24 protein-coding genes and 1 riboswitch are annotated in these 21,627 nt (G+C 70.5%); of the genes, 15 read left to right on the top strand and 9 right to left on the bottom strand.

From position 1 onward, the window contains the following. Nucleotides 1-37: 37 nt before the first annotated feature. The gene (locus AORI_RS55935; protein WP_016333345.1) at nucleotides 38-589 is read left to right on the top strand and encodes an RDD family protein; all 552 of its coding nucleotides are present in this window, start codon (nucleotides 38-40) and stop codon (nucleotides 587-589) included. On the opposite strand, the gene AORI_RS55930 is transcribed toward AORI_RS55935, so the two are convergent. Further along, complete coding sequence (locus tag AORI_RS55930) at nucleotides 544-1,008, bottom strand: cupin domain-containing protein (RefSeq protein WP_043848041.1); 465 nt, start codon at nucleotides 1,006-1,008, stop codon at nucleotides 544-546. The two genes, AORI_RS55935 and AORI_RS55930, sit on opposite strands and share 46 nt — an antisense overlap. A gap of 79 nt (nucleotides 1,009-1,087) precedes the next feature. Between AORI_RS55930 and AORI_RS55925 the strand changes: the two genes are divergently transcribed. Continuing rightward, nucleotides 1,088-1,537 carry a MarR family winged helix-turn-helix transcriptional regulator gene (locus AORI_RS55925; protein ID WP_043848759.1) on the top strand — a complete coding sequence of 150 codons (450 nt, stop codon included), beginning with the start codon at nucleotides 1,088-1,090 and terminating at the stop codon, nucleotides 1,535-1,537. Between the two features lie 46 nt (nucleotides 1,538-1,583). Further along, on the top strand, nucleotides 1,584-2,198 hold the full coding sequence (locus AORI_RS55920; RefSeq protein WP_016333342.1) for a carbonic anhydrase: 615 nt from the start codon (nucleotides 1,584-1,586) through the stop codon (nucleotides 2,196-2,198). Between the two features lie 3 nt (nucleotides 2,199-2,201). On the opposite strand, the gene chrA is transcribed toward AORI_RS55920, so the two are convergent. The 3 genes from chrA to AORI_RS55905 are packed head-to-tail and all read right to left on the bottom strand — an operon-like array spanning nucleotide 2,202 to nucleotide 4,521. Next, entirely contained in the window at nucleotides 2,202-3,368 is a 1,167-nt protein-coding gene (chrA, locus tag AORI_RS55915) for a chromate efflux transporter (protein WP_016333341.1), read from the bottom strand. After that, nucleotides 3,365-3,748: a VOC family protein gene (locus AORI_RS55910; protein ID WP_016333340.1), complete on the bottom strand. Its 384-nt coding sequence runs from the start codon at nucleotides 3,746-3,748 to the stop codon at nucleotides 3,365-3,367. Before AORI_RS55910 ends, chrA begins: the two co-directional genes overlap by 4 nt. After that, on the bottom strand, nucleotides 3,745-4,521 hold the full coding sequence (locus AORI_RS55905; protein ID WP_046199781.1) for an arsenate reductase/protein-tyrosine-phosphatase family protein: 777 nt from the start codon (nucleotides 4,519-4,521) through the stop codon (nucleotides 3,745-3,747). Before AORI_RS55905 ends, AORI_RS55910 begins: the two co-directional genes overlap by 4 nt. A gap of 84 nt (nucleotides 4,522-4,605) precedes the next feature. Here AORI_RS55905 and AORI_RS55900 point away from each other — a divergent pair, with 84 nt between their 5' ends. Then, nucleotides 4,606-4,827 (top strand): three-helix bundle dimerization domain-containing protein, encoded by a 222-nt coding sequence (locus tag AORI_RS55900; RefSeq protein WP_016333338.1) that lies wholly within the window; start codon nucleotides 4,606-4,608, stop codon nucleotides 4,825-4,827. On the opposite strand, the gene AORI_RS55895 is transcribed toward AORI_RS55900, so the two are convergent. After that, on the bottom strand, nucleotides 4,812-5,147 hold the full coding sequence (locus AORI_RS55895) for a DUF6223 family protein (protein WP_016333337.1): 336 nt from the start codon (nucleotides 5,145-5,147) through the stop codon (nucleotides 4,812-4,814). The genes AORI_RS55900 and AORI_RS55895 overlap by 16 nt on opposite strands. 193 nt (nucleotides 5,148-5,340) lie before the next feature. Between AORI_RS55895 and AORI_RS55890 the strand changes: the two genes are divergently transcribed. From AORI_RS55890 to AORI_RS55865, 6 genes are all read left to right on the top strand, one after another. Beyond that, on the top strand, nucleotides 5,341-6,438 hold the full coding sequence (locus AORI_RS55890) for a sensor histidine kinase (protein WP_016333336.1): 1,098 nt from the start codon (nucleotides 5,341-5,343) through the stop codon (nucleotides 6,436-6,438). Next, a complete protein-coding gene (locus AORI_RS55885) occupies nucleotides 6,435-7,091 on the top strand; it encodes a response regulator (protein ID WP_016333335.1) in 657 nt (218 codons plus the stop codon). The genes AORI_RS55890 and AORI_RS55885 overlap by 4 nt, the downstream gene beginning before the upstream one ends. A 53-nt stretch (nucleotides 7,092-7,144) precedes the next feature. Next, nucleotides 7,145-9,445, top strand: coding sequence for a phosphoketolase family protein (locus AORI_RS55880; RefSeq protein ID WP_016333334.1), 2,301 nt, complete (start codon nucleotides 7,145-7,147; stop codon nucleotides 9,443-9,445). After that, entirely contained in the window at nucleotides 9,442-10,533 is a 1,092-nt protein-coding gene (locus tag AORI_RS55875) for an acetate/propionate family kinase (RefSeq protein WP_228688354.1), read from the top strand. The genes AORI_RS55880 and AORI_RS55875 overlap by 4 nt, the downstream gene beginning before the upstream one ends. Before the next feature lie 435 nt (nucleotides 10,534-10,968). Further along, nucleotides 10,969-11,223 carry a hypothetical protein gene (locus tag AORI_RS55870; RefSeq protein WP_016333332.1) on the top strand — a complete coding sequence of 85 codons (255 nt, stop codon included), beginning with the start codon at nucleotides 10,969-10,971 and terminating at the stop codon, nucleotides 11,221-11,223. A gap of 78 nt (nucleotides 11,224-11,301) precedes the next feature. Then, the gene (locus AORI_RS55865) at nucleotides 11,302-11,484 is read left to right on the top strand and encodes a hypothetical protein (protein WP_016333331.1); all 183 of its coding nucleotides are present in this window, start codon (nucleotides 11,302-11,304) and stop codon (nucleotides 11,482-11,484) included. A 5-nt stretch (nucleotides 11,485-11,489) separates the two neighbouring features. Here AORI_RS55865 and AORI_RS55860 read toward each other — a convergent pair whose 3' ends face one another. After that, nucleotides 11,490-12,587: an Rv2629 family ribosome hibernation factor gene (locus tag AORI_RS55860; protein ID WP_043848758.1), complete on the bottom strand. Its 1,098-nt coding sequence runs from the start codon at nucleotides 12,585-12,587 to the stop codon at nucleotides 11,490-11,492. Between the two features lie 158 nt (nucleotides 12,588-12,745). Next, complete coding sequence (locus AORI_RS55855; RefSeq protein WP_043848040.1) at nucleotides 12,746-13,156, bottom strand: hypothetical protein; 411 nt, start codon at nucleotides 13,154-13,156, stop codon at nucleotides 12,746-12,748. 205 nt (nucleotides 13,157-13,361) lie between these two features. Between AORI_RS55855 and AORI_RS55850 the strand changes: the two genes are divergently transcribed. After that, nucleotides 13,362-13,940 carry a hypothetical protein gene (locus AORI_RS55850; RefSeq protein ID WP_016333328.1) on the top strand — a complete coding sequence of 193 codons (579 nt, stop codon included), beginning with the start codon at nucleotides 13,362-13,364 and terminating at the stop codon, nucleotides 13,938-13,940. Between the two features lie 6 nt (nucleotides 13,941-13,946). Here AORI_RS55850 and AORI_RS55845 read toward each other — a convergent pair whose 3' ends face one another. Both AORI_RS55845 and AORI_RS55840 read right to left on the bottom strand, forming a co-directional pair. Beyond that, a complete protein-coding gene (locus AORI_RS55845; RefSeq protein WP_043848757.1) occupies nucleotides 13,947-15,680 on the bottom strand; it encodes a cation:proton antiporter in 1,734 nt (577 codons plus the stop codon). A gap of 369 nt (nucleotides 15,681-16,049) precedes the next feature. Further along, entirely contained in the window at nucleotides 16,050-16,793 is a 744-nt protein-coding gene (locus AORI_RS55840; RefSeq protein ID WP_016333326.1) for a class I SAM-dependent methyltransferase, read from the bottom strand. Nucleotides 16,794-16,816: 23 nt separating this feature from the next. Further along, nucleotides 16,817-16,970: riboswitch (cobalamin riboswitch) on the top strand. 80 nt (nucleotides 16,971-17,050) lie between these two features. Between AORI_RS55840 and AORI_RS55835 the strand changes: the two genes are divergently transcribed. From AORI_RS55835 to AORI_RS55820, 4 genes are read left to right on the top strand one after another with little or no spacing between them, the layout of a single operon-like run. Beyond that, a complete protein-coding gene (locus AORI_RS55835; RefSeq protein WP_016333324.1) occupies nucleotides 17,051-18,559 on the top strand; it encodes an ABC transporter substrate-binding protein in 1,509 nt (502 codons plus the stop codon). Between the two features lies 1 nt (nucleotide 18,560). Next, on the top strand, nucleotides 18,561-19,502 hold the full coding sequence (locus AORI_RS55830) for an ABC transporter permease (protein WP_016333323.1): 942 nt from the start codon (nucleotides 18,561-18,563) through the stop codon (nucleotides 19,500-19,502). Continuing rightward, a complete protein-coding gene (locus tag AORI_RS55825; protein ID WP_016333322.1) occupies nucleotides 19,496-20,281 on the top strand; it encodes an ABC transporter permease in 786 nt (261 codons plus the stop codon). Before AORI_RS55830 ends, AORI_RS55825 begins: the two co-directional genes overlap by 7 nt. After that, nucleotides 20,278-21,624 carry an ABC transporter ATP-binding protein gene (locus AORI_RS55820; protein ID WP_016333321.1) on the top strand — a complete coding sequence of 449 codons (1,347 nt, stop codon included), beginning with the start codon at nucleotides 20,278-20,280 and terminating at the stop codon, nucleotides 21,622-21,624. Before AORI_RS55825 ends, AORI_RS55820 begins: the two co-directional genes overlap by 4 nt. The last annotated feature ends 3 nt before the right edge of the window (nucleotides 21,625-21,627 follow it).

The raw sequence follows: 21,627 nt of genomic DNA, 5'->3' as shown, positions 1-21,627 counted from the left end.
TTCGCACCACAGCCTGGGGTTTCGCGCATAATGCCCCATGACCGGTCGGCTGGACATCGCCAAGGAGCAAGTCGAACGAGCCTTCGGGCCGAAGGTCGCGAAACGGCTCGGCGCCTTCGACGACGGGACGCTGTACGTCTCGGCGGGCGGGTGGGCGGAGCTGGCGGCCTGGCTCGTGGACTTCGTCGTCTACCTGCTGTGCGCGGGGATCGGTTTCGTCGTGTTCGCGGTCGCCACCCGGAACAGCGCGATCCCCGACAGTGCGCCCTTGCTGACCCTGCTCGGCCTGCTGCTCGGCGTTCCGGTGCTTTACGGCCTGTTCTTCGGCGACGGCCGTGTTCTAGGTGCCGCGCTCACCGGGACCCGGCTCGTCCGGGTCAAGGACGGCGGACGGATCGGCTCGTCGGCCTGCTGGGCCATGTTCGTGCGGACGGTGCTGTTCCCTCTTCTTCTCGTCGCGATGGTGCTTTCCGGTTCGGGCGGCGTCGGCTCGGTCCGGCGGCTCAGCATCGACGACGAGGCCACCCGGCGGGTGCGCGAGCGTTACGGCGTGTCCCATTCGGGCGCGTCGACGAAGTGCACGTCGTAGCGCTCGTGAAGGCGCTCGACCTCTTCCGGTGCGACGTTCCCGCGCAGGATCTCGGGCAGGACCCGGAAATAGCCGAACCGGTCGACGCCGGGCGCCAGCGTGATGAGGACGTCCGCGCCGCTCTCCGGCGGCGCGGCGAACGCGTGCCGGACGCCCGGCGGGATCACCACGTACCCACCGCGCTCGACCGTGATCGTTTCGTCGCCCACCAGCATCCGAAGCGCCCCGTCGAGCACATAGAACGCCTCCGCGGATTTCCGGTGATAGTGCGGTTTCGTCCCGGGCTCCCCCGGCTGTAACGACAACCGGTTCGCGCCGAGGAGCCCACCGGTGTGCTCGCCGTCGGCCAGCAGCCGCAACGCGGGCCGCTCGACGACCTCCGCGTCCTTCTCCTGCATAACCCAGGCTTCGTTCGTCATCGTGCTCCCTATCTAGTTGAAGGCTTCAACCAAAGCTAGCCCGAAGTAGTTGAAGGCGTCAACTGTTACTGTGAGCGCCGTGACCGACTGGCTCGACCCGGATCAGCAGCGCGACTGGCGGGCGTTCATCGAAGGATCCGTGCGTTTCGTGGACCTGCTCGACCGGCGGTTACGCGAGGAGCACGGGCTTTCCCTGGCCGAGTTCGAACTCCTGGTACGGCTTTCCGAAGCCACCGGCCGGTCGATGCGCATGGCGGACCTCGCGAAATCGGCGTACTACTCGCGCAGCCGCCTTTCCCACCGCATCAACGGGCTGGAGACACGCGGACTGGTGCGGCGGGAATCGACGGCCGACGACGGTCGCGGCGTGCGGGCCCGGCTCACCGACGAGGGCTACGAGACCTTGCGCCGCGCGGCGCCGGACAATCTCCGCACGGTCCGCGAACACTTCGTCGACGTGATCGCGCCGGAAGACCTCCAGGCGGTCGGCCGCGCCATGCGTGCCGTCGCCGGAAAACTCGATCAGTGACGCGGCCCACCTGCCGGAGCCGGTGGCAGCCGGTAATGTCCGCTCCATGAGCGACGCGCCGACCCCTTCCGAGGCCTTCGACCTTCTGCTCGCCGGCAACCGGCGGTTCGTGGCCGGTACTCCGGAGCACCCGAACCAGGACGCCGTCCGCCGCACGGAAACCGCCCCCGAGCAGAGCCCCTTCGCGGTCCTTTTCGGCTGCTCCGACTCACGGCTGGCCGCCGAGATCATCTTCGACCGCGGGCTCGGCGACCTGTTCGTCGTCCGCACCGCGGGCCACGTCGCCGGTTCGGAGGTGCTGGGCAGCATCGAGTACGCCGTCAGCATCCTCGACTGCCCCTTGGTCGTCGTCCTCGGTCACGACTCCTGCGGCGCCGTCGCCGCGACCCGCGAAGCGCTGAAGGACGGGCTCGGTACCAACGGCTTCGTCCGCGATGTCATCGAGCGGGTCACCCCGAGCGTCCTCGCGGCCCGCGCCGCCGGGCTCACCAGCAACGACGACATCATCGACGAGCACATCCGCCACACCGTCGACCTCCTGGTCGACCGCTCCCGGCTGCTCTCCGAGCAGATCGACGCCGGGAAGACCGCCGTGGTCGGGCTGTCCTACCACCTGTCCGACGGCAACGCGCGGGTCGTCACCACGCGGGGACTGGGCTGAACCTCAGCTCGGCAGGAGCGCTCCGGCGAGCGCGAGCACGGTTCCGGCCGCCGCCGCGGCCAGGATCGTGGTCACCACTCCACGCCGGAACACGAACAGCAGGATCCCGGCACCGGCGAGTACGGCGTACTGCCATCCCTGGGTCAAGCTGAGCGCGAGCGGGATCGCCGAGCCGAGGATGGCGCCGACCGCGGCCGGACCGGCGCCGTCGAGGAACGCCCGGACGTTCGGGTTTCCGCGCAGCCGGTTGAAATGCTTGGCACCGAACAGGATGAACAGGAACGACGGTGCGAAGGCGACCAGCGAGGCCAGTAGGCCGCCGGTGAGCCCGGCCGCGGCATAGCCGACGACGGCGACGGTCTGCACCACCGGGCCGGGGGTGACCTGGCCGAGCGCGACCGCGTTCAGGAACTCCCCCGCACTCATCCAGTGGTAGGTGTTCACCGCGTCGTCCTGCATGAGCGGGATGATCACGAAACCGCCGCCGTAGGACAGCATCCCGACCTTGAGCGCCACCCACGCGACGGACGCGAACACACCGGCGCCCGCGACCGCGGCGGCCCAGGATTGGACGGGAACGGCGAACAACGCGGCACTGGACTCGCCGCGGCGTGCGCGGTTCACGGTCAGTTCGACCACGCCGCAGCCCAGGAGGACGAGCACCAGCCACGGGCCGAGCAGGGCGGCCGACACGACACCCGCCAGGACGTACAGGGCCCAGCGCACGCGGCCCGTGGCGGCCGCGCGCCGCCAGCCTGCCGGGATCAGGCCGACCCCCGCGTGCACCGCGACGGCGGCGACCGCCGCACCCGCGCCCGCCCCGGCCCCGCGCACCCAGGCGGGCGGGGAACCCGTGAGGAACAGCGCGGCCAGCGCCAGGATCACGATGAGGCCGGGCACGATGAACGCCGCGCCCCCGACGAGGGCCCCCGCCCGGCCGCGTACCCGCCACGCGGTGAAGATCGCGAGCTGCGTCGACGCCGGGCCGGGAAGCAGGTTGCACGCGGCGATCGCGTCCTCGAATTCCTGATCCGACAGCCATTCCCGGCGCTGCACGCACAACTTGCGCAGCAGGGCGATGTGGGTGGGCGGCCCGCCGAACCCGATGCAGCCGATCCGGCCCCATTCCCGCAGGACGGTCCCCAGGCTCGGCTCGTGGTGCGGCGTCAACGGGCCGCGGGCTGGAACAGTTCGACCGGGTTGCCAGCCGGGTCGTCGAACACGATCTGGCGGCCACCCGGCCCGGTCACGACGTCACTGCGGAACGGGACACCGTTTTCGCGCAGCCTCGCGACTTCGGCGTCGATGTCGTCGACGATGAGATGGATGCGGTTCCACCCACCCGGCGCCGGTTTCGTGCCGTCCGGCATCGCACGCCCGGCCGAACTCGCCGGACCGCTGAGCAGCAGCCGGAGATTCCCGCGCACCACGTCGGCGAACGCGGGCAGCACGCTGGATCGCACGGCGAAACCCAGGTGCCCGGTGTAGAACTCGACGGCGGCCGCGACGTCGTCGACCAGGTAACGCACACTCACCAAATCCGAAGTCATGTCCTGTTCACCTCATCATCGCGATACTCCACGCCGAACCGGGCGGTCAGGAACCCGATCCGGCGGTCCAGCTCGTCGGCGAGCCGTCGGAACGCCGGATAGCTCTCGGGTTCCTTGGCCGGATCCGGCAGACTCCAATGGACGACGCGCGGATGTCCGGGGAACTCCGGGCAGACCTCGCGGACCCGGTCGCAAAGGCTGATCACCCAATGGAATCGCCTGCGCCGGTGATCGTCCACATGGGACGGTTCGTGGGTCAGGGCGATGCCGCGCTCGGCGAGGACGCGTACGGCGTCGGGGTGCACCGGCTTCGGGTGGCTGCCCGCGCTGGACACCTCGACCCTCGAACCGGCACGGTGCCGCAGCAGCGCCTCGGCCATCGGCGACCGCCCGCTGTTCCCGGTGCACACGAACAGCACCTTGAGCCTGGATTCGGCTTGCTTCACTTCCACCCCGATCGGCGCCAGGGCGGGATGCAGCGAACTTCCCGCCGCGGCGAGCGCGTCCGCGCACCGCTCCAGATCGAGGTGGTAGTAGGTGTCCCGGCCGTCGAAGCTGCTCCTCCGCGCCGTGACCAGCTCCGCGGCCCGCAGCTTGCGCAGGTGATAGGACACCAGGTTCTGCGGCTGCCCGACCAGGCCGACCAGCTCCCGCACCCGGCGGTCGCCGTGCGACAACTCGCGCAGCAGCCGCCAGCGCAGCGGATCGCTCGCCAGCCGTACGAACGGCGGCGGATCGGCCGTCTCGGAGGTCCCCACCGCCCGAAGATACATCAACCCAGGTTGATATATCTAGACCTCGGTGCCCGGGGACCGTTATCGTCACCGGGTGCCGTCTCCCGAGAACGTGGAGTTGTCATGACCGCAGATCCGCCGCACCTGCCGCCTAGCGACGAAAACCTCGAGAAACTGGTCGATACGCTGACCGAGCGCTTCCCCGCCGGCCGCGAAGAGGTCGGGGCGATCGTCCACCGGAACTTCACCGAACTCAGTTCCCATGCCCCGGTGGACGCCTACCTGCTCCAATTGACCGAAGGAAAGGCCGCGGACGAACTCCGCGCTCGTTACCCGGCGCGATAAGAGGCGCGACGGGAACGCGAAAGCGCCAGCCCGCCCAGTGCCGCGGCGATCAGCCCGATCACCAAGGCGACGAAACCGCCGACGATTCCGTACCCCGTGCCAGGCCCGCCCTTCGCCGCGGCCACCACGTAAACGCCGCCCGCCGCCCCGAGCAGCCCCGCCGTCAGTGCCACGACGGCTCCTCGCCGGGTGTCTCCGGACCGGCTCCGAGCGACGGCCAGTCCGCCGACGACCACCCCGATCACCCCCACCAGCGCGGCGATCAGGGACCAGAGGCGCCCAGGGGTCAGGTACGGCTCGGCCAGCAAGTGGACGGTCATGGGGTGCTCCTTCGCTCGATGACTGATGTCCGCAGATGGTGTCCGCCGGACCCGTCCCGCGTCGTCCGGCGTACGCAGGCATTCCGGACTGCCGCCGACGTCGTGGAAACGCCGGGACTACCGCGTGCGTGGTAGTCGAGGGATCGTCTGTGCGGAGGAGTCGCCCGTGAGGACGGCTGGTTAGGGTTCTCGCATGAACAGGGTCTGGGACTGGGCGATCGCCGCCGGGGTGACGGTGGTCCTGCTCGTCACGGCACTGTCCAGTGAGGACACCACCACGAACCCACTGGGTTACGTGGCACTGGTCGCCGGTGGCCTGGCGCTCGCCGCGCATCGCCGGGCGCCCCTCACGGTCCTGGCCGTGACCGCGGTGTGCGCGCTGGGATACCAGGCCGTGGGTTTCACCGTGCCCGCCGTCGCCTATCTGGTCGCGGTCCACGCGGCGGTCCGGGCCGGACACCGGATCGCCACCGTCGCGGGGTCGGTGCTCCTGATCGTCGCGCTCCCGCTCGTGCTCCTGGCCTCCGCCAACGCCACTTCCGTCGGCGACGCGTTCGCCCAGAGCCGAGACGCTCTTCAGCTGGCCTGGCTGATCGCCGCCGGCGCGGCGGGCGAAGCGCTGCGGCAGGCGGAGCGGCGGGCCGACGAGGCCGAGCGCACCCGTGAGGAGACCGCGCGGCGCCGGGCCGACGAGGAGCGGCTGCACATCGCGCGGGAACTGCACGATTCGCTCACCCATCAGATCTCCGTCATCAAGGTTCAGGCGGAGGTCGCCGTCCATCTGGCCACCAAACGGGGCGAGGCGGTGCCGGAATCGCTGCTGGCGATCCGCGAGGCCGGTCGTGAGGCGACCAGGGAGCTGCGAGCGACCCTGGAAGCCCTGCGCGACGACGACACGAATCCGCCGCGCGGACTCGACCGGATCCCCGACCTGGTGGACCGGGCCCGGACGGCCGGACTGGACGCGACGCTCACCGTCGAAGGGCGGCGACTCGATCTGCCCTCGGCCGTGGACCGCACCGCGTACCGGATCGTCCAGGAGTCCTTGACCAACATCGCCCGGCACGCCGCGGCGAAGACCGCGTCGGTGCGGATCGACCACCGTCCCGGGGCCCTGGCGATCCAGGTCGAGGACGACGGCAAGGCCATTCCCGGCGCCGCACCGATCCCCGGTGTCGGGCTGCTGGGGATGCGCGAACGGGTCACCGCGCTCGGCGGCCGTCTCGACGCCGGGCCGAAAGACACCGGCGGTTTCTCCGTCCGGGCCGAACTTCCCGTGGAGCGCCCGTGATCCGCGTCCTGCTGGTCGACGACCAGCCCCTCATCCGCAGCGGATTCCGCGCACTGCTCGACGTCGAGGACGACATCGAGGTCGTGGCCGAAGCCGCCGACGGAGGCGAAGGCGTGTTGCTCGCCGGAAAGCACTTGCCCGACATCGCGCTCATCGACATCCAGATGCCCGGGGTCGACGGCATCGAGGCGACCCGGCGCATCGCCGCCGATCCGACGCTGTCCGGCGTGCACGTCGTCATCCTGACCAACTACGGCTTGGACGAATACGTCTTCAACGCGCTGCGCGCGGGCGCGGCGGGCTTCCTCGTCAAGGACATCGAACCCGAAGACTTCCTGCACGCCGTCCGCGTCGCCGCACGTGGCGACGCGCTGCTCGCGCCGTCGATCACCCGCAAGCTGATCGACCGGTACGTCACCGTTCCGCTCGGTGGCGGCAGCGGTACCGGACTGCCGGAACTGACCAACCGCGAACGCGAAGCCGTGGTCCTGGTCGCGCGGGGCCTGTCCAACGACGAGATCGCCGGTCACATGGTGATCAGCCCTTCGACCGCGAAGACGCACGTCAACCGCGCCATGACCAAACTCCACGCCCGCGACCGCGCGCAACTGGTGGTCCTCGCCTACGAATCGGGCCTGGTCGCACCGGGTTAGCCGACCCGAGTCGCCGGGTACCCGCCGGAAAACCCCCTCGGAAAGGAGGACCGGTGCCTGGCGGAACAGAAGACGGGACGCTCCGGCGGTACCGGCGGGCGTGCGACTACCTCGCCGCGGCGATGATCCATCTCAAGGACAACGTCCTGCTCCGCGAGCCGCTACGGCCGGAACACCTGAAACCCAGGCCGCTCGGGCACTGGGGCACCTGCCCCGGCCTGACCCTCGTGTACGCCGGACTGAATCGTCTCGTCTCCGAAACCGGGCAAAGGACCCTGCTGGTCACCGGCCCCGGCCACGGCGCGCCCGCCATCCACGCCAACCTGTGGCTGGAGGGCACCCACGCCGAATACGATCCCCGGCTGTCGCTCGACGAGCGCGGGCTCGCGGACCTGGTCACACGGTTCTCCTGGCCCGGCGGCTTCCCCAGCCACCTCTCCCCCGAGGTGCCCGGCGTCATCCACGAGGGCGGGGAACTCGGTTACGCCCTCGCGACGGCTTTCGGTGCAGCGTTCGACGATCCCGGCCTGCTGGTCGCCTGCGTGATCGGTGACGGCGAAGCCGAGACAGGGCCGACCGCCGCCGCATGGCACAGCCCCAAATTCAGCGGCCCGGATGACGGCAGGGTGTTGCCCATCCTGCATCTCAACGGCTACAAGATCGCGTCACCGACAATCTATGAAGCGATGTCCGACGACGAACTCGTCGCCTATTTCACCGGCTGCGGCTGGCATCCGACCATTGTGGACGTCCGCGGCACCGACGATCCGGACACGCCACTGGCCGAAGCGCTGGCCCGGGCACATGAACACGACACGGGCCATCCGCCGATGATCGTCCTGCGGAACACCAAGGGGGCGGGTCTGCCGCCGGCCACGCCGGACGGGACTCCGCTCGAAGGCACCTTCCACGCCCATCAGGTCCCCCTGTCCGGCGCCGCGGACGATCCGCGTGAGCTGGCCGAACTCGAACGCTGGCTGCGGTCCTACCGGCCGGAGGAACTCTTCGACGAGAACGGGGTCCCGGCCGCGGACATCCTCACGGTCCCGCCCGCTCCCGAGTTGCGGCTCGGCCGCGTCCCGCAGGCCAACGGCGGCCTGCTGCGCCGTGACCTGCCCCTTCCCGAAGTGGCGAAGTACTCCGTTGCCGTCGACGAACCCGGCGCCACCGACGCCGGCGCCACCGAGGTGCTGGCCGAGTGGCTGGCGGAGATCGTCCGGCGCGCGCCGAGCACGTTCCGCGTCGTCTGCCCGGACGAACTGGAGTCCAACAAGCTGGGCGCGCTGCTCGAAGCGACACCGCGGCAATTCGACCGGGAGGTATCGGGGTACACCGAACACCTCGGCCCCCGCGGCCGCGTGCACGAAGTGCTTTCCGAGCACCTGTGCCAAGGCTGGCTGCAGGGCTACCTGCTCACCGGACGGCACGGCCTCTTCCCCTGCTACGAAGCCTTCGTGTCCATTGTGGACAGCATGGTGAACCAGTACGCCAAGTTCCTCAAGATGTCCGGCGAGGTCGACTGGCGCGCGCCGGTGGCGAGCCTGAACTATCTGCTCACCAGCGACGGCTGGCGGCAGGAGCACAACGGCTACAGCCATCAGGGGCCCGGGTTCATCAACCAGATGCTGACCAAGAAGGCCACCACGTCCCGGATCTATCTCCCGCCGGACGCGAACACGCTGCTGGAGACGATGCACCGCTGTCTCGGTTCGACCGGGCTGATCAACGTCGTCGTCGCCGGGAAACAGAGCGGCCCGCAATGGCTGTCACCCGACGAGGCGCGGGCGCACTGCCGCGCGGGCGCAGGCGTATGGCCGTGGGCGGGCAACACCGAAGACGCGGCCGACGTCGTCCTCGCCTGTGCCGGAACGACTCCCACCGTGGAAACCCTCGCCGCCGCTCGGTTGCTGCGGGAAACCGCGCCGGAACTGCGGGTGCGTGTGGTGAACGTGGTCGATCTGCTCTCCCTCTGCCCACCGGGCCGGCATCCGAACGGGATGTCCGATGAGGCGTTCGGCGACTGCTTCGGCGACGGGACCCCGGTGGTGTTCGCCTTCCACGGCTACCCGTCCGCGGTGCACGAAGTGCTGCACGGACGCCCGCGGACCGACCGCTTCCATGTCCACGGTTATCTGGAGGAAGGCACCACGACCACGCCGTTCGACCTGCTCGCGAGCAACCGGATGACCCGCCACGACCTCGCCGCCGACGCCGTCCGCCGGGCGGCGGGCTGGGCGTCGGCAGGCGGGGACCTCGCCCGCGAACTGTTGCGCCGACGGGACTCCATACTGCGACAGTCCTATCAGGACGGTGAAGACCCGGCCGAGATCACCGGCTGGCGGTGGCACCCGTGAGGACACTGACCGTCAATCCCGGATCGGGCAGTCTGCGGCTGCACGTGGTCGACGGCGAGGACGTCGCCGACTCGGTGGAGATCGGGAAACCACCGGCGGACGCCACCGAAGACGTGCGGTCGTTCGTCAAGGATGTGCGGGTGGACGCGGTCGCGCATCGGCTCGTGCACGGCGGGACGGCGCTCGTCGCGCCCGCCGTGGTCGATTCCCGGGTACGCGAGGCGATCACCCAGGCGAAATCACTGGCGCCGGAACATGTTCCGAACACCGAAGCCCTGCTGGAGCTGCTGACCGGGCTGCTGCCGGACGTGCCGCACGTCGTCTGCCCGGACACCGCCTTCCATCAGGGGCTGCCCGAGGTCGCGCGGACGTACCCGCTGCCCGCGCGCTGGCGCGAACGCTGGGACCTGCGCCGTTACGGGTTCCACGGGCACTCGTTCGCGTGGGCCGTCCGGCGCGCCGGCGAGCTGCTCGGCCGCCCGCCGGACGGGCTCGGCCTCCTCGTGGCGCATCTGTCCGGTGGCAGCTCGGTGTGCGCGGTCTCCGGCGGGCGCAGCGTCGACACGTCGATGGGCTTCACCCCGCTCGAAGGCGCGATGATGGCGAAGAGGTCCGGCAGTGTCGATCCCGGCATGCTGCTGTGGCTCCTGCGGGAAGGGCATGTCGGCTTGGACGAACTCGAAGACGGCCTCTATCACCATTCGGGTCTGCTGGGGTTGTCCGGTACCTCGGACGACACCCGGGAACTGGTCCGGGACAGCCGTTCCGGTGACGCCGGGGCCAGGTTCACCATGGCGGTGTTCGAACATCGCGTCCGCCGCGAACTCGCCGCCGTCGCGGCGAGCCTCGACCGTGTGGACGCGCTGGTGTTCACCGGCGACATCGGCTGGGACCAGCCCGAAGTCGCCGAGGCCGTCGCGCGCGGTCTGGGTGTGCTCGGAATACAGGGCGATCTTTCCACCGACCGCTCCCAGGACGCGATCATCAGCGGCCGGGACGCACGGATACCGGTGCTGACGGTGAGGTCACGGGAGGAACTGTCCCTGGCAGCGGCGGCCGCCACCGTGACGTCACGGCCAGCTGCCTGAGCCGCTTTTCCGGTGCCACGCGGGAAGCCGTGCTTGCCGAGCCGGACCACTCCCCGCTTCCTGACGCGAGATCAGCGCGGCCAGCAGGGCGCGGATCGGCGGACCCTGGTCGTCGGTACGCCAGGCGACGCGGATCTCCCGGTGCAGCACCGGGCGGGTGCGGACGAACCGGACGCCTGCACGAGCGGCCGACCATCACGCAGCTGGGCGGCTGCCTGCTGGTCGTCGTCAGTGTTTGGGCGGTGAGCCGGACTCCGCGGCGGGACCGTGTTTCCGCCGCCATGTGACGGCTAGGGGTACATGAAGGCCCCCTTCATGTACTGGGGAAGGTGTGAAGGTCGAGTTTCCTCGGCTGAGCCGAGGGAAGGGGGCCTTCACGCGCGGCCGCTGTGACTGCTGTGGTTGCCGACACCGTGCGCCGGGTAGCCCTCCGGTATGACGAACTGCGAAGTCTGCGGAAACGGCTACGAGAAGACGTTCGAGATCCACACCGTCGACGGGGCGAAGCACACCTTCGACTCCTTCGAATGCGCGATCCACCAGCTGGCGCCGATCTGCGAGCACTGCGGCTGCCGCGTGGTCGGACACGGCATCCAGGTGGAGGACCGCTTCTTCTGCTGCGCCCACTGCGCGAGGGAGAGCTCGGTCGCCGGCGGAGACCAAGCACGCGACGCCATCGCGACGTCCTGACTACACCATTCGGGTGACATGAAGCTTGGCGGAACGGGGCGGGGGTACCCCGCGGTCACCGCCCGCCAAGGAGTTCCCATGATCACCCGTATGGTCATCAGCCGCGACAGCACCACCCTCGAATGCGAACGGTGCGGTCACCCCGCGGTCCACGTGGCCCGGCTCGTCGCCGACAACGGCGGTGAGGTCGGGCAGACGCTCGTCTGCACGTTCTGCCGATCTCATCGCGCGGACCGGACCACCCGAGACGAGCGCGACTGATCCGGTCAGATCGCGAACCGCAGAACCGCGCCGACGCCCTCTGTCAGACCCTCGCCGCTGACGGGGACGATGTCCGCGCCTTCGGCCAGCACGGCCACCGGAAGCGCTTCGTCCGCGCGGCACTCGGTCAGGGTTTCCGTCCCGGAGAGTTGGAGATCCTCCTTCGCGGCCGCGACCTGCGTCGGTTCGCCGGACACCCAGACCAGGCGATCGGCCAAGGAATCGGCATCGATCAGTAACGTCTCGACGGCACCCGAACGCAGGGCCGCCGTCGTCCGCGCGAGCCCGTCCGCCGCCAGACCGCCCTCGCGACCCTGTTCGGCGCGGAAGCGGTCGATCACGTCCTGGCGACGGCGTTCGGCGTGCTCGGCCAGCACCCGGCGCACCTCGGCTTCGAGCGCCTCCGGGCCGCTCCCGTCCGCCCGGCCGCCTTCCTCCAGCTCGACGACCTTCTCCTTGCCGCGCGGGGCGAGCTCGTCACGCACCTGCGTACGCGCCTGCACCTCACCCGCGAGCACCAGCACCTCGGCGCCGACGGAATCGGCGAGCTTCACCGCCTCCTGCGCGACCTCCGCGGCGTTGCGTTCGGCCACGGCCTCCACCCGATGCTGGATGTTCCAGTAGGCCGAGCCGCCACCGCGCACCTTGTGCACGGGATGGTCCTCGCCTTGGACGGTCCGCTGTTCGGCGCCGTCCTCACCCACCGCGAACAGATCCGCGCCCGTCCGATCCGCGACCACGACGACGTGCGGCACGACGGCCGGGGTGAGCCGCAGGAGCGGGAGCAGGTACGGCTGTGGTGCGACGCGGGCGACCTCGCGGGGCGGCGGCTCCACGAGTTCTTCGTCGAGGACGACCTCGTTCCCCTCCGCGACCAGGGCCCGGCCCGCCTTGCCCTCCGAAGGCGGGGCGGCGGCCACAGCCGCGTCGAGAGCGGCGAGTGTCCGCTCCTCGGCGCCCTCGTCGGCCAGTTGCCTGCGGATCGACCGCCAGCGCAACTCCAGCTGCGCGGCGGCGTCCTCGGTGTCGTGCGAGTTGTCGAAGTAGACCGACGCGAAAGGTCCTTCGCGGACGGTGACGTCCCGGAGCGTTGAGCTTTGCACGATGCCTCCTGCCTCGTCGGTTCCGTTGTCGATCTTCGGGTACCCGGGAGAAGGCGGCTGAATCACCCTTTTGTCTGAGAAGGCGTCGAGGACTCGGCTCCACGCACGGGCGGGCACCCGAGCGGCCGTGTCCGCCGCCCGGGTGCCCGGTCACCGGGTCAGACCACGGCCTGGCGCCAGCGTTCGTTCGCGTCGACGACCTCGCCGTCGCTGATCTGCTCGAGCTTGTAGTTGATGGTCGTCCCCTCCGGGAATTGGTAGTCGCACTCCTTGGACCCGTTCTCCGAACCGTCGTAGTCCTTGCAGTACCCCTCGGTCTTCCCACTCGAATTCGGCAGCGAGCTGGTCCAGTGCAGCCGCGTGCCGTTCCCGTCCCAGGTGTCGTCCGCGACCTTCACGCGGTCTCCGGACGAGATCACACAGCCCCAGTCGTCATTGAGGTAGATCTTCGTCTTGGCGCAGGAGGCCCGATCGCCGTCCCGCGTCATATCCGACGCGCTCGCGGCGGTGACCCCCGCCGTGGCCATGGAACCGATCACCAACGCCGTCACGGCGGCGATTCGCTTCATCTCGCGCACTGTCGTTTCCCCCTCATTCCGCTTTCTCCTTGACGGTTTCCATCGTCATCAGCCGGACGGCCCGGCGGCAAGGCGAACTGCGGCGATTGGGACGCGGGAACGAAACACCGCCTTTCACCAGCGGGAACGCGCCGTCCCGGGATGGCGAGAGATGCTCGTCTTCCCCTTGCACCGCGACGATCCGTAACATGAATCCATGGCGGGGGAAGAGCGGAAGAAAGCCGATGACGAGCCGGACTACAAGAAATGGGGCGTCATCGTCGGCACCATCAGCGGCGTGTTCGCCATTCTCGCGGCCGTCAATACGCTGACCGGGTTCAATCCGTTGAAGGGACTCGCGCCGACCTCGGCGAGCCAGACCACGGCCTCCCGTCCCCTCGCGGTGACGAGCACACCGCGCGCGACCCGGACCACGGCGGAACGGGCGACCCGTGAACCAGCGCCGACCACCGAAGAAGCGGTCCGGACGACGCCACCCGCGCGGCCCGATTTCCAGGTGCGTTCTTCACAGTGGAACGGGCCGTGCAACGACAACGCCTGCTCGATGAGCGCGGTTTTCCGCAACAACGGCGGCACGGGTTCCGGATCCGCGACGTTCTTCGTGCTGTGGCCGGACAAATTCAGCTATCTCGCGCAATGTTCCGTCGTACTGCCGCGCACGGGCGAGAACGACTTCACCAGTGCCGGATGCATCGCGAGCAGCGCGCAACTCCAGGACTATTTCCGCACGCACCGCGGCGGATCCGTGCGGCTGTACGTCAAGACCGAGAGCTGACCGCGCTCAGGAGGCCGGCCGGTCGGCCAGCTGCTCGAGCCGGGCCATCTCGACGTCGAGGGCGGTCTGCGCCCGGCTCAGCGCCTCCGAGCTGTACGCGCCGCTCGACCGGGCGTGCTGGAGGCGTTCGGACTGTTCGGTCAGGACCCGCAGGCGCAGCCGCAGATACTGTTCGATCTGTTCCGGAGCCGGGCGGTCGCCCGGCGATGCGGGCGGGACGCGTACGTCCGAGCGTGCCCGGTCCAAGACCCTGTCGCCGAAAGGCCCGTTGCCCGGATCTTCCAGGGCTGGATCGTCCAAAAAGGACTTCGCCGCGTCGGCCAGCTCGGTCGTGAGCCGGACGTACTCGCGCCGCAACCGATCGGGATCTTCCGACGGCACCCGTGCCGCGCGGATCACCGCCGGCAGCGTCATTCCCTGCACCAGCAGCGTCGTGGTCGCCACCACGTAGGCGATCAGGACCAGCAGGGCGCGGTCCGGCGTGTCCTGCGGAAGGGTCTGCGCGGCCGCGAGGGTGATCGCGCCGCGCATCCCCGCCCAGCCGAGCACCACACCACCGCGCCAGCCCAATGTCTCGGTGAGCCGGAACTCGACGTCGGCGGCGGCCCGGTCGAGCCGTTTCCGGAAATGCGCCACCCGCCTCGGTGACGCCTTGTCCAGCCGTTCGGTGACGGCGGGATTCGACTCGTCGCCCCGCAGCACCGCCTGTGTCGTTTCCAGCCGGGGTTTGAACCGCGCGGCCTTCCGCTGCTCGCGGTACAGGCCGCCGACCAGCGGCCCGACGAAGACGATGCGCGCGACGATGACGAGCGCCGACGCGGCCAGGCCGATGGCGAGCGCACGCCACACGCTCGAACCGTCCTCGTGTACCTCGTCGATGAGGGTTTTGACGCTGAGTCCCATGAGCAGGAACATCGCGCTTTCCAGCAGGAAGGCCGCGGTGCGCCAGTTGACGGCCTCGGCGAGCCGGTCCGTCGCGCGCAGATGCCGCGGGGCCAGATGCCCGGTCACCAGTCCGGCGACGACGACCGCGAGCACGCCTGACGCTCCGGCCTCTTCCGCAGGCAGGAACGCGATGAACGGGACCACGAACGAGATCGCGGTGTTGAGCACCGCGTTGCCCAGCAACGCGCGCACCCGGACGTTGAGGATCCCGACGAGCAGCCCGATCCCGACCGCCACGACGACCGCGTAGACGAACTCCCCCACGATGCCCCAGACCGACACCGACCCGGCGACCGCGGCGACGGCCGACCGCAGCAGCACGAGCGCGGAGGCGTCGTTGACGAGCCCTTCGCCTTCGAGCACGGTCAGCAGCCGGGGCGGCAGGCCGAGCCGCCGTCCCACGGACGTCGCGGCGACGGCGTCGGTGGGGCTGATGACCGCGCCGAGCGCGAACGCGGCGGGCCAGCCGATGTCCGGGATCAGCTCGTGGAACAACCAGCCCGCGCCCAGGGTCGTCCCCACCACGAGCAGCACCGCGAGGCCGGTGATCGGCCGGATGTTCCGCCGGAAATCGACCACCGGCATGTTCACCGCCGCCGAATACAGCAGCGGCGGGAGCACCCCGGCGAGGATCAGCTCCGGTTCGACCTCGGGATGCGGGACGCCGGGCAGGAAGCTCAGGCCGATACCGGCCACCACGAGGCTCAGCGGAGCGGCCACGTTGAGCCGCTCGGAGAACGCGGCCACCAAGACGATGCTGACCACACCGAGGACGACGACGAGAGTCAGGTTCACCGGGTTCACATGTCCTCTCGCCGGTCAGTGGCTTGCCGTGTCCATTGGTGACACGAGGTCACCGGACCCGCAAGTCGGAGCGCACCGCGCGGTGTGTCGCGAAGCCACCTCGCCTGCCTCGCGAACCCCGCCCAGGTATCGAGGCCGCCGAACGCGTCGTGAGTGGCAAAGAGCGTTATCGAGTGTTAAGGCAAAGGTGGCGTGCTCGTCAGCTGGCCTGAAGGGGGCTTTCGCTGCGTCCGCTGCGGTGACGGGCCCGGGCGCCGTCGGCGAAGGTGGCCGGCGCGGATGAGCGACCGGGTGAAGGCTCCCTTCATCGCATTAGACGCGGCGAAGGGAGCCTTCACCCCACCATCGACCCGCCCGTGGTCAGCGCAGCGCCGCCAGGACGTAATCGTCGCCGGACTGCCAGACCGGGGCCACTTCCGCGAACCCCGCCTCCCGCAGCAGCCGGGTGTGCTCCTGCGGGCTGAGCCGGTTGCCGTAGCCGGTCGAGATGCCACGCAATTCTTCGGCCGTGAAGTGCTCCCGCAGCGCGGGATCCGCGGTCGCCGCCGCCCACCAGGTCTTCCAGTCCTCGTTGGCGTGGACCCCGGCGCGGGCCGCCCGGCGCTCCTTGACCACCTCGGCGAGCTCGCGGATGGCCGGTTGCTCGTCGTAGAGGTGGTCGCCGTTGACCAGCGCGCCGCCCGCCCTCAGTGCGACGGCGAGGTCACGGTAGACCTCGGCGAGCCGCTCGGGACGCAGCCAGTGCAACGCGGTCGTCGATACCGCGGCGTCCACGGGCCGCCACTTCAGCCAGCCGCTCTCGGCGAGGTCGGCCCGGACGTACTCGATGTCGCTCCGCTCCGGCCGGGTCGCGCGGGCGAGGGCGAGCAGGAACGGGTCGTCGTCGAGGCCGACGATCCGTGCGTGCGGTAACCGCTCGGCGAGCCTGGTGGTCAGCGAGCCCGGGCCGCAGCCGAGGTCCAGCACCAGCGGCTCGTCGACGTCGCGGCAGACGTGTTCGACGACGTCGATCACCACGGTGAACCGTTCTTCACGGTCGGCGACATAGCGTTCCTGCTGCACGTCCCATCGGCGCACCCAGTCCGCCGCGAGCTTCTCGTCCACCGGCCTCCCCTTCGTGATCTTGATCCTGTGTAGCACACGCCGGTCATGGGTTACCGTGTGCGCCACAACGTAAGAAGGTGCCCGTCGGGGGAAGCCGGTGTGAATCCGGCGCTGACCCGCAACCGTGAACGGCCGTACGCCGTGAGCCGGACTGCCCGCCGGACACCGCCAACCCCAACTGTCGTGGAGTGCGGAGCGGGGTCCCGTTCACGTGCGGTCGCGCGCCCGGGACAGTGCTCGATGTCCCGGAGGTTCCTATGACGCGTCATCCGCTCACCCGTCGGAGACTGCTGGCGCTGGCCGCGCTCACGCCCTTGGCCGCCTGCGGGACCGCACCGGCGGACACGGGCCGGCTGCGAGTGGCGTTCGCCGCGGGCGGCTCGAAGGAAACCCTCGACCCGGCCCAGGTTTCGCTCTTCGTCGATCAGGCGCGGGCCAAGGCGCTCTTCGACACGCTGGTCGCCTACAACGCCGACACCTCCTTGCGGCCGCGGCTGGCCGAGTCCTGGGAGAGCGACGCCTCCGGTACGCGCTGGCGGATCCGGCTGCGGCAGGCGGCGTTCCACGACGGGCGTCCGGTCACCGCGGACGACGTGCTCTACAGCTTCCGGCGGATCGCCGACCCGGCGCTGGCTTCCTCGTCGCGGCAGTACTTCGCGAAGGTGGACTTCGCCCGCAGCAAAGCGTTGTCCCCCAACGAAATCGAGCTGACGCTGACCGCGCCCGACTTCGAGTTCCCGTCGGGCTGGGGCGCTCCCGGCGCGGAGATCGTGCCCGCCGGGACGACGGACTTCACCGCGCCGGTCGGCTCGGGGCCGTTCCGTTTCGTCTCGTTCACCCCCGGCGGCCCGGCGGTGTTCCGCAAGAACGAGTCGCACTGGGACGGCGCGCCGAGCATCGACGAGCTCGAATTCGTGCCGGTCAACGAAGAGACCGCGCGCGTCAACGCGTTGCTGTCCGGGCAGGTCGACTACGCCCACGACCTCGCGGCCGGAACCGCGGCCCGGCTCGCCGGTGACGCACGCGTTTCCCTGCTCGAAGCCAAGGGAACGACGATGCAGGGCCTGATCCTGCGCCTGACCCAACCCCCGTTCTCCGACCCGAGGCTGGTGCGTGCCGTACTGTCCGGAGTGGACAGAGAGGCTTTGAACCGCGTGGCGCTGGCCGGGCGCGGGGAGATCGGCAACGACCTGTTCGGCAAGGGACTTCGCGGGTATGCCGCGGACATCCCCCAACGCCGTCGCGATGTGGACCTGGCCCGGTCGCTCGTCCGCGAGGCGGGCGCGGAGGGGCTGGCCTTCGCCGTCGAAACCAGCGACGTCGATCCGGGTTTCGCCACCGCGGCCACGGTGATTTCCCAGCAGCTCAAGGAGATCGGGCTCGCCGCCACGGCGAACACCCGCGCGTCGAGCACCTATTTCAGCGAGATCAAGACCAAGGGTGTCGCCGCGCTCACCCGCACGGCCACGCTGCCCGTCCCGACGTTCCTCAACCAGCGTTTCCGCACCCGCGGCTCGAACAACGTGAACGGCTTCGGCTCGCCGGAGTTCGACGCGCTCATGGATCGCGCCGCGGCCACCGCGGACGAACGGGCCAGGCTGGCGCTGTTCGGCGACGCGCAGCGGATCGTCCACGAATCCGGCGGGCTGCTCGCCTGGGGGTTCAGCACCTGGACGATCGCCGTGTCGAAGCGGGTTTCCGGGGTGGTGACCGCGCCACCGAACACCTTCGATTGGGCGCGGTTCGACCGCGCCCGGTTTTCCTGACGTGCGGGGGCACGCCGTCCGACGGCTGGGTTTCGCCGTGGTGCAGGCGCTGTTCGTACTGGTCGCGACGTTCGCCGTGACCGCGTTGCTGCCCGGCGACGCGGCCTCGGTCGTACTCGGCGAACAGGCCACCGACGAGCAGGTGGCGACCGTCCGCCACCAGCTCGGGCTCGATCAGCCGCTCCTCGACCGGTTCGGGAACTGGCTTTCGGGGCTGGTCAACGGTGATCTCGGCCGGTCGCTCGTGACCGGCGCCCCGGTGGCCGACGAGATCGTCCGCCGTTTCGCCGCCACCGCGGTGCTCGCCGGGGTGACGCTGCTCGTGCTCGTACCGCTCGCGCTCGTCGTCGGGGTGGTCTGCGGGCTACGCGAAGGATCGCGGACCGACCGCGTGCTCACCGCGGTCACGCTGTTCCTGCATTCGATCCCCGAGTTCGTCCTCGGGCTGCTGCTGGTCGCGGGTTTCGCCGTGCACACCGGCCTGCTTCCGGCCACCGCGGCCGGAACGGACCTGACCGCGCGTCCCGAAGTGCTGGTGCTGCCGGTGATCGTGCTGGTCGCCCGGCAGCTGTGCGACGTCGCCCGGCAGCTGCGGATCGGGATAGCCGAGCAGACCCGGGGGCCGGTGGCGGAGCATCTGCGCCTGCTCGGGCTGCCCGAACGCACCGTGGTGCTGCGGCACCTCCTGCCCGCCGCCGCGGCTCCCGCCGTGCAGCAGCTCGCCCGCGCCGTCGAAGGGCTGCTGACCGGCACGGTGATCGTCGAATCGCTGTTCGCGATCACCGGGCTCGGCACGGGTTTCGTCGAGGCCGTGCAGAACCGGGACATCCCGCAGGTGCAGGGCTACGTGCTGGTGTTCGCCGGCGTGGTCGTGCTCGGGAACCTCGCCGCCGATCTGGTCGCGCACCGGCTGACCCCGCGCCGGGAGCTGGTCACGTGGTGAGCCGGGCGCTCGGGTGGTCGCTGCTCGCGATACCACTCCTGCTCGCGGTGGCCGGGCCGGTGCTCGCGGGTCCCGTCGTGTCGGTCGGCGCGCCCTGGCAGGCGCCGGACTCCGCGCATCCGCTCGGCACCGACGTCCTCGGCCGCGACGCGCTCACGGTGATCCTCGCGGGCGGGTTGCCCGTGATCGGCATGACCGTCGCCGCGCTCCTGCTCGCTTATCTGATCGGGGTTCCGCTCGGGCTCGTCGCGGCCGGGCGCGGACGGCGGGCCGACGAAACCGTGATGCGCTCGCTCGATCTCGTGCTGGCCTTCCCGTCGCTGCTGGTGCTCATGGTGCTCGCCGCGACCGGGCACCGCGGGCCCGGCGTGCTCATCCCGGCCGTGGCCGTCCTCCAGGTGCCGGCGATCACCCGCGTGGTGCGGGCCGCGGCACTGGCGCCCGGCTGCCGTACCGCCGTCGAAGCCCTGACCCTGCAAGGAAGATCGTGGTGGCGCATCCAGCTCGGATACGTCGCCCGGCACGTCACCGGCCCGGTCGCGACCGACGCCGGCACCAGGCTCGGCGTGGTGCTCTACCTGCTGGCGTCGGCGAACTTCCTCGGCCTCGGCCTGCCCGCCGACTCCCCGGACTGGGCCGTGGTCATCGAACGCAACAGCGAAGCCCTCTACACCGCGCCCGCGGTGGTCCTCGTGCCCGCCGCGCTGCTGATGGCGTTGTGCGTCGGCACGAACCTCGTCACCGACCGGCTGCTCGCCGCCCGGCGGGTGATCGCGTGACCGTCCTGGAGATCACCGGGCTGTCCGCCCACGCCGGGGAAACCGTTCTGCTCGACGACGTCTCACTGTCCCTCGCACCGGGCCGCACGCTCGTCGTGCTCGGTGCGTCGGGCGCGGGGAAGACCACCCTGGGCCTCGCCGCGACCGGACGGGCGCGCCCGGGGATCACGCTGTCCGGTTCGGTCCGGACGGCCGGCGCCGGGGTCGTCGGCCACCTGCCGCAACAGCCGTCGTCGGTGCTGGACCCGGTCCGCCGCTGCGGACCGGTGCTGGCCGAACTCGCCGCGCTGCACCACCGTGGCCGCGCCGCGCGGCTGGCGGCGGCCCGCACCGCCCTGGCGGAGGCGGGACTGGAGCCGGAGCTGTGGCGCCGGTTCCCGCATCAGCTGTCCGGTGGGCAGCAGCAACGCATGGCGCTGGCCACCACCCTCGTGACCCGGCCACGCCTGCTCGTGCTCGACGAGCCGACCAGTGGTCTCGACGAGGCGAACAGGGCCGTGCTCACCGCCAGGCTGGCGGAGCTTTCCCGCTCCGGCACGGCGTTGCTGGTCCTGACCCACGACCTCACGCTGGCGCGTGCTTTGGACGGCGACGTCGCCGAACTCCGCGACCACCGGCTGCTGCCGCGCGAGGCCGTCCCCGGCCACGCGCGCCTCGACGAACCCGCGCCCGCGTCGCCGACATCGCCGGTGCTCGTCGTTCGCGGACTCACGGTGCGCGCCGGGCGGACGCCCCTCATCGAGGACGTCGATCTGGATCTGGCGGCGGGGAGCCGCACCATGCTCACCGGCGTCTCGGGAGCGGGCAAGACGACGCTCGGCCGCGCACTCGCCGGGTTGACCCCGCCGACCGCGGGCACGATCGAAGTCGACGGCGTGCGGCTCCCCCGCCTCGCCCGTCGCCGCGACCGCGCGCAACTGCGGGCTGTCCAATACGTCCACCAGGACAGCCGCGCGTCCTTCGACGAGTTCCGAGGGGCGCTCGACCAGGTCGCCGACACCGCCCGGCTTCTTCGCGGACTCGGTCGCGAAGAAGCCCGGCTCGAAGCGACGGAGATCCTGGATGCCCTCGGCGTCTACCCGGCCGACCGCCGCCCCGGCCTGCTCTCCGGCGGCCAGCTCCAGCGCTGTGCTGTGGCCCGCGCGCTCCTGGCCCGTCCCAGGGTCCTCGTCTGCGACGAGCCGACGTCCGCCCTCGACGCGGCCAACCGCGCCCGGCTGTGGGAATTCGTGACCACGGCGGCGCTCCGGCACGGCATCGCGCTGCTCGTGATCAGTCACGACACCGCGGCCGCGCCGTTCGTCGACGGCACGTTCACCATGGCCGGTGGACGTCTCGTCTGAGCC

It is taken from the genome of Amycolatopsis keratiniphila (assembly GCF_000400635.2).
Classification (GTDB): domain Bacteria; phylum Actinomycetota; class Actinomycetes; order Mycobacteriales; family Pseudonocardiaceae; genus Amycolatopsis; species Amycolatopsis keratiniphila.
The sequence above is the reverse complement of the archived record's forward strand: the minus strand, read 5'-3'. Positions and strand labels throughout refer to the sequence as shown.

What these genes read in the sequence shown, in the direction of transcription:
- AORI_RS55905 (WP_046199781.1), bottom strand. Translation starts at nt 4,521, where the DNA reads ATGTATCTTCGGGCGGTGGGGACCTCCGAGACGGCCGATCCGCCGCCG.
- AORI_RS55895 (WP_016333337.1), bottom strand. Translation starts at nt 5,147, where the DNA reads ATGACCGTCCACTTGCTGGCCGAGCCGTACCTGACCCCTGGGCGCCTC.
- AORI_RS55835 (WP_016333324.1), top strand. Translation starts at nt 17,051, where the DNA reads ATGACGCGTCATCCGCTCACCCGTCGGAGACTGCTGGCGCTGGCCGCG.
- AORI_RS55930 (WP_043848041.1), bottom strand. Translation starts at nt 1,008, where the DNA reads ATGACGAACGAAGCCTGGGTTATGCAGGAGAAGGACGCGGAGGTCGTC.
- AORI_RS55935 (WP_016333345.1), top strand. Translation starts at nt 38, where the DNA reads ATGACCGGTCGGCTGGACATCGCCAAGGAGCAAGTCGAACGAGCCTTC.
- AORI_RS55850 (WP_016333328.1), top strand. Translation starts at nt 13,362, where the DNA reads ATGGCGGGGGAAGAGCGGAAGAAAGCCGATGACGAGCCGGACTACAAG.
- AORI_RS55900 (WP_016333338.1), top strand. Translation starts at nt 4,606, where the DNA reads ATGACCGCAGATCCGCCGCACCTGCCGCCTAGCGACGAAAACCTCGAG.
- AORI_RS55870 (WP_016333332.1), top strand. Translation starts at nt 10,969, where the DNA reads ATGACGAACTGCGAAGTCTGCGGAAACGGCTACGAGAAGACGTTCGAG.
- AORI_RS55855 (WP_043848040.1), bottom strand. Translation starts at nt 13,156, where the DNA reads ATGAAGCGAATCGCCGCCGTGACGGCGTTGGTGATCGGTTCCATGGCC.
- AORI_RS55910 (WP_016333340.1), bottom strand. Translation starts at nt 3,748, where the DNA reads ATGACTTCGGATTTGGTGAGTGTGCGTTACCTGGTCGACGACGTCGCG.
- AORI_RS55920 (WP_016333342.1), top strand. Translation starts at nt 1,584, where the DNA reads ATGAGCGACGCGCCGACCCCTTCCGAGGCCTTCGACCTTCTGCTCGCC.
- AORI_RS55890 (WP_016333336.1), top strand. Translation starts at nt 5,341, where the DNA reads ATGAACAGGGTCTGGGACTGGGCGATCGCCGCCGGGGTGACGGTGGTC.
- AORI_RS55865 (WP_016333331.1), top strand. Translation starts at nt 11,302, where the DNA reads ATGATCACCCGTATGGTCATCAGCCGCGACAGCACCACCCTCGAATGC.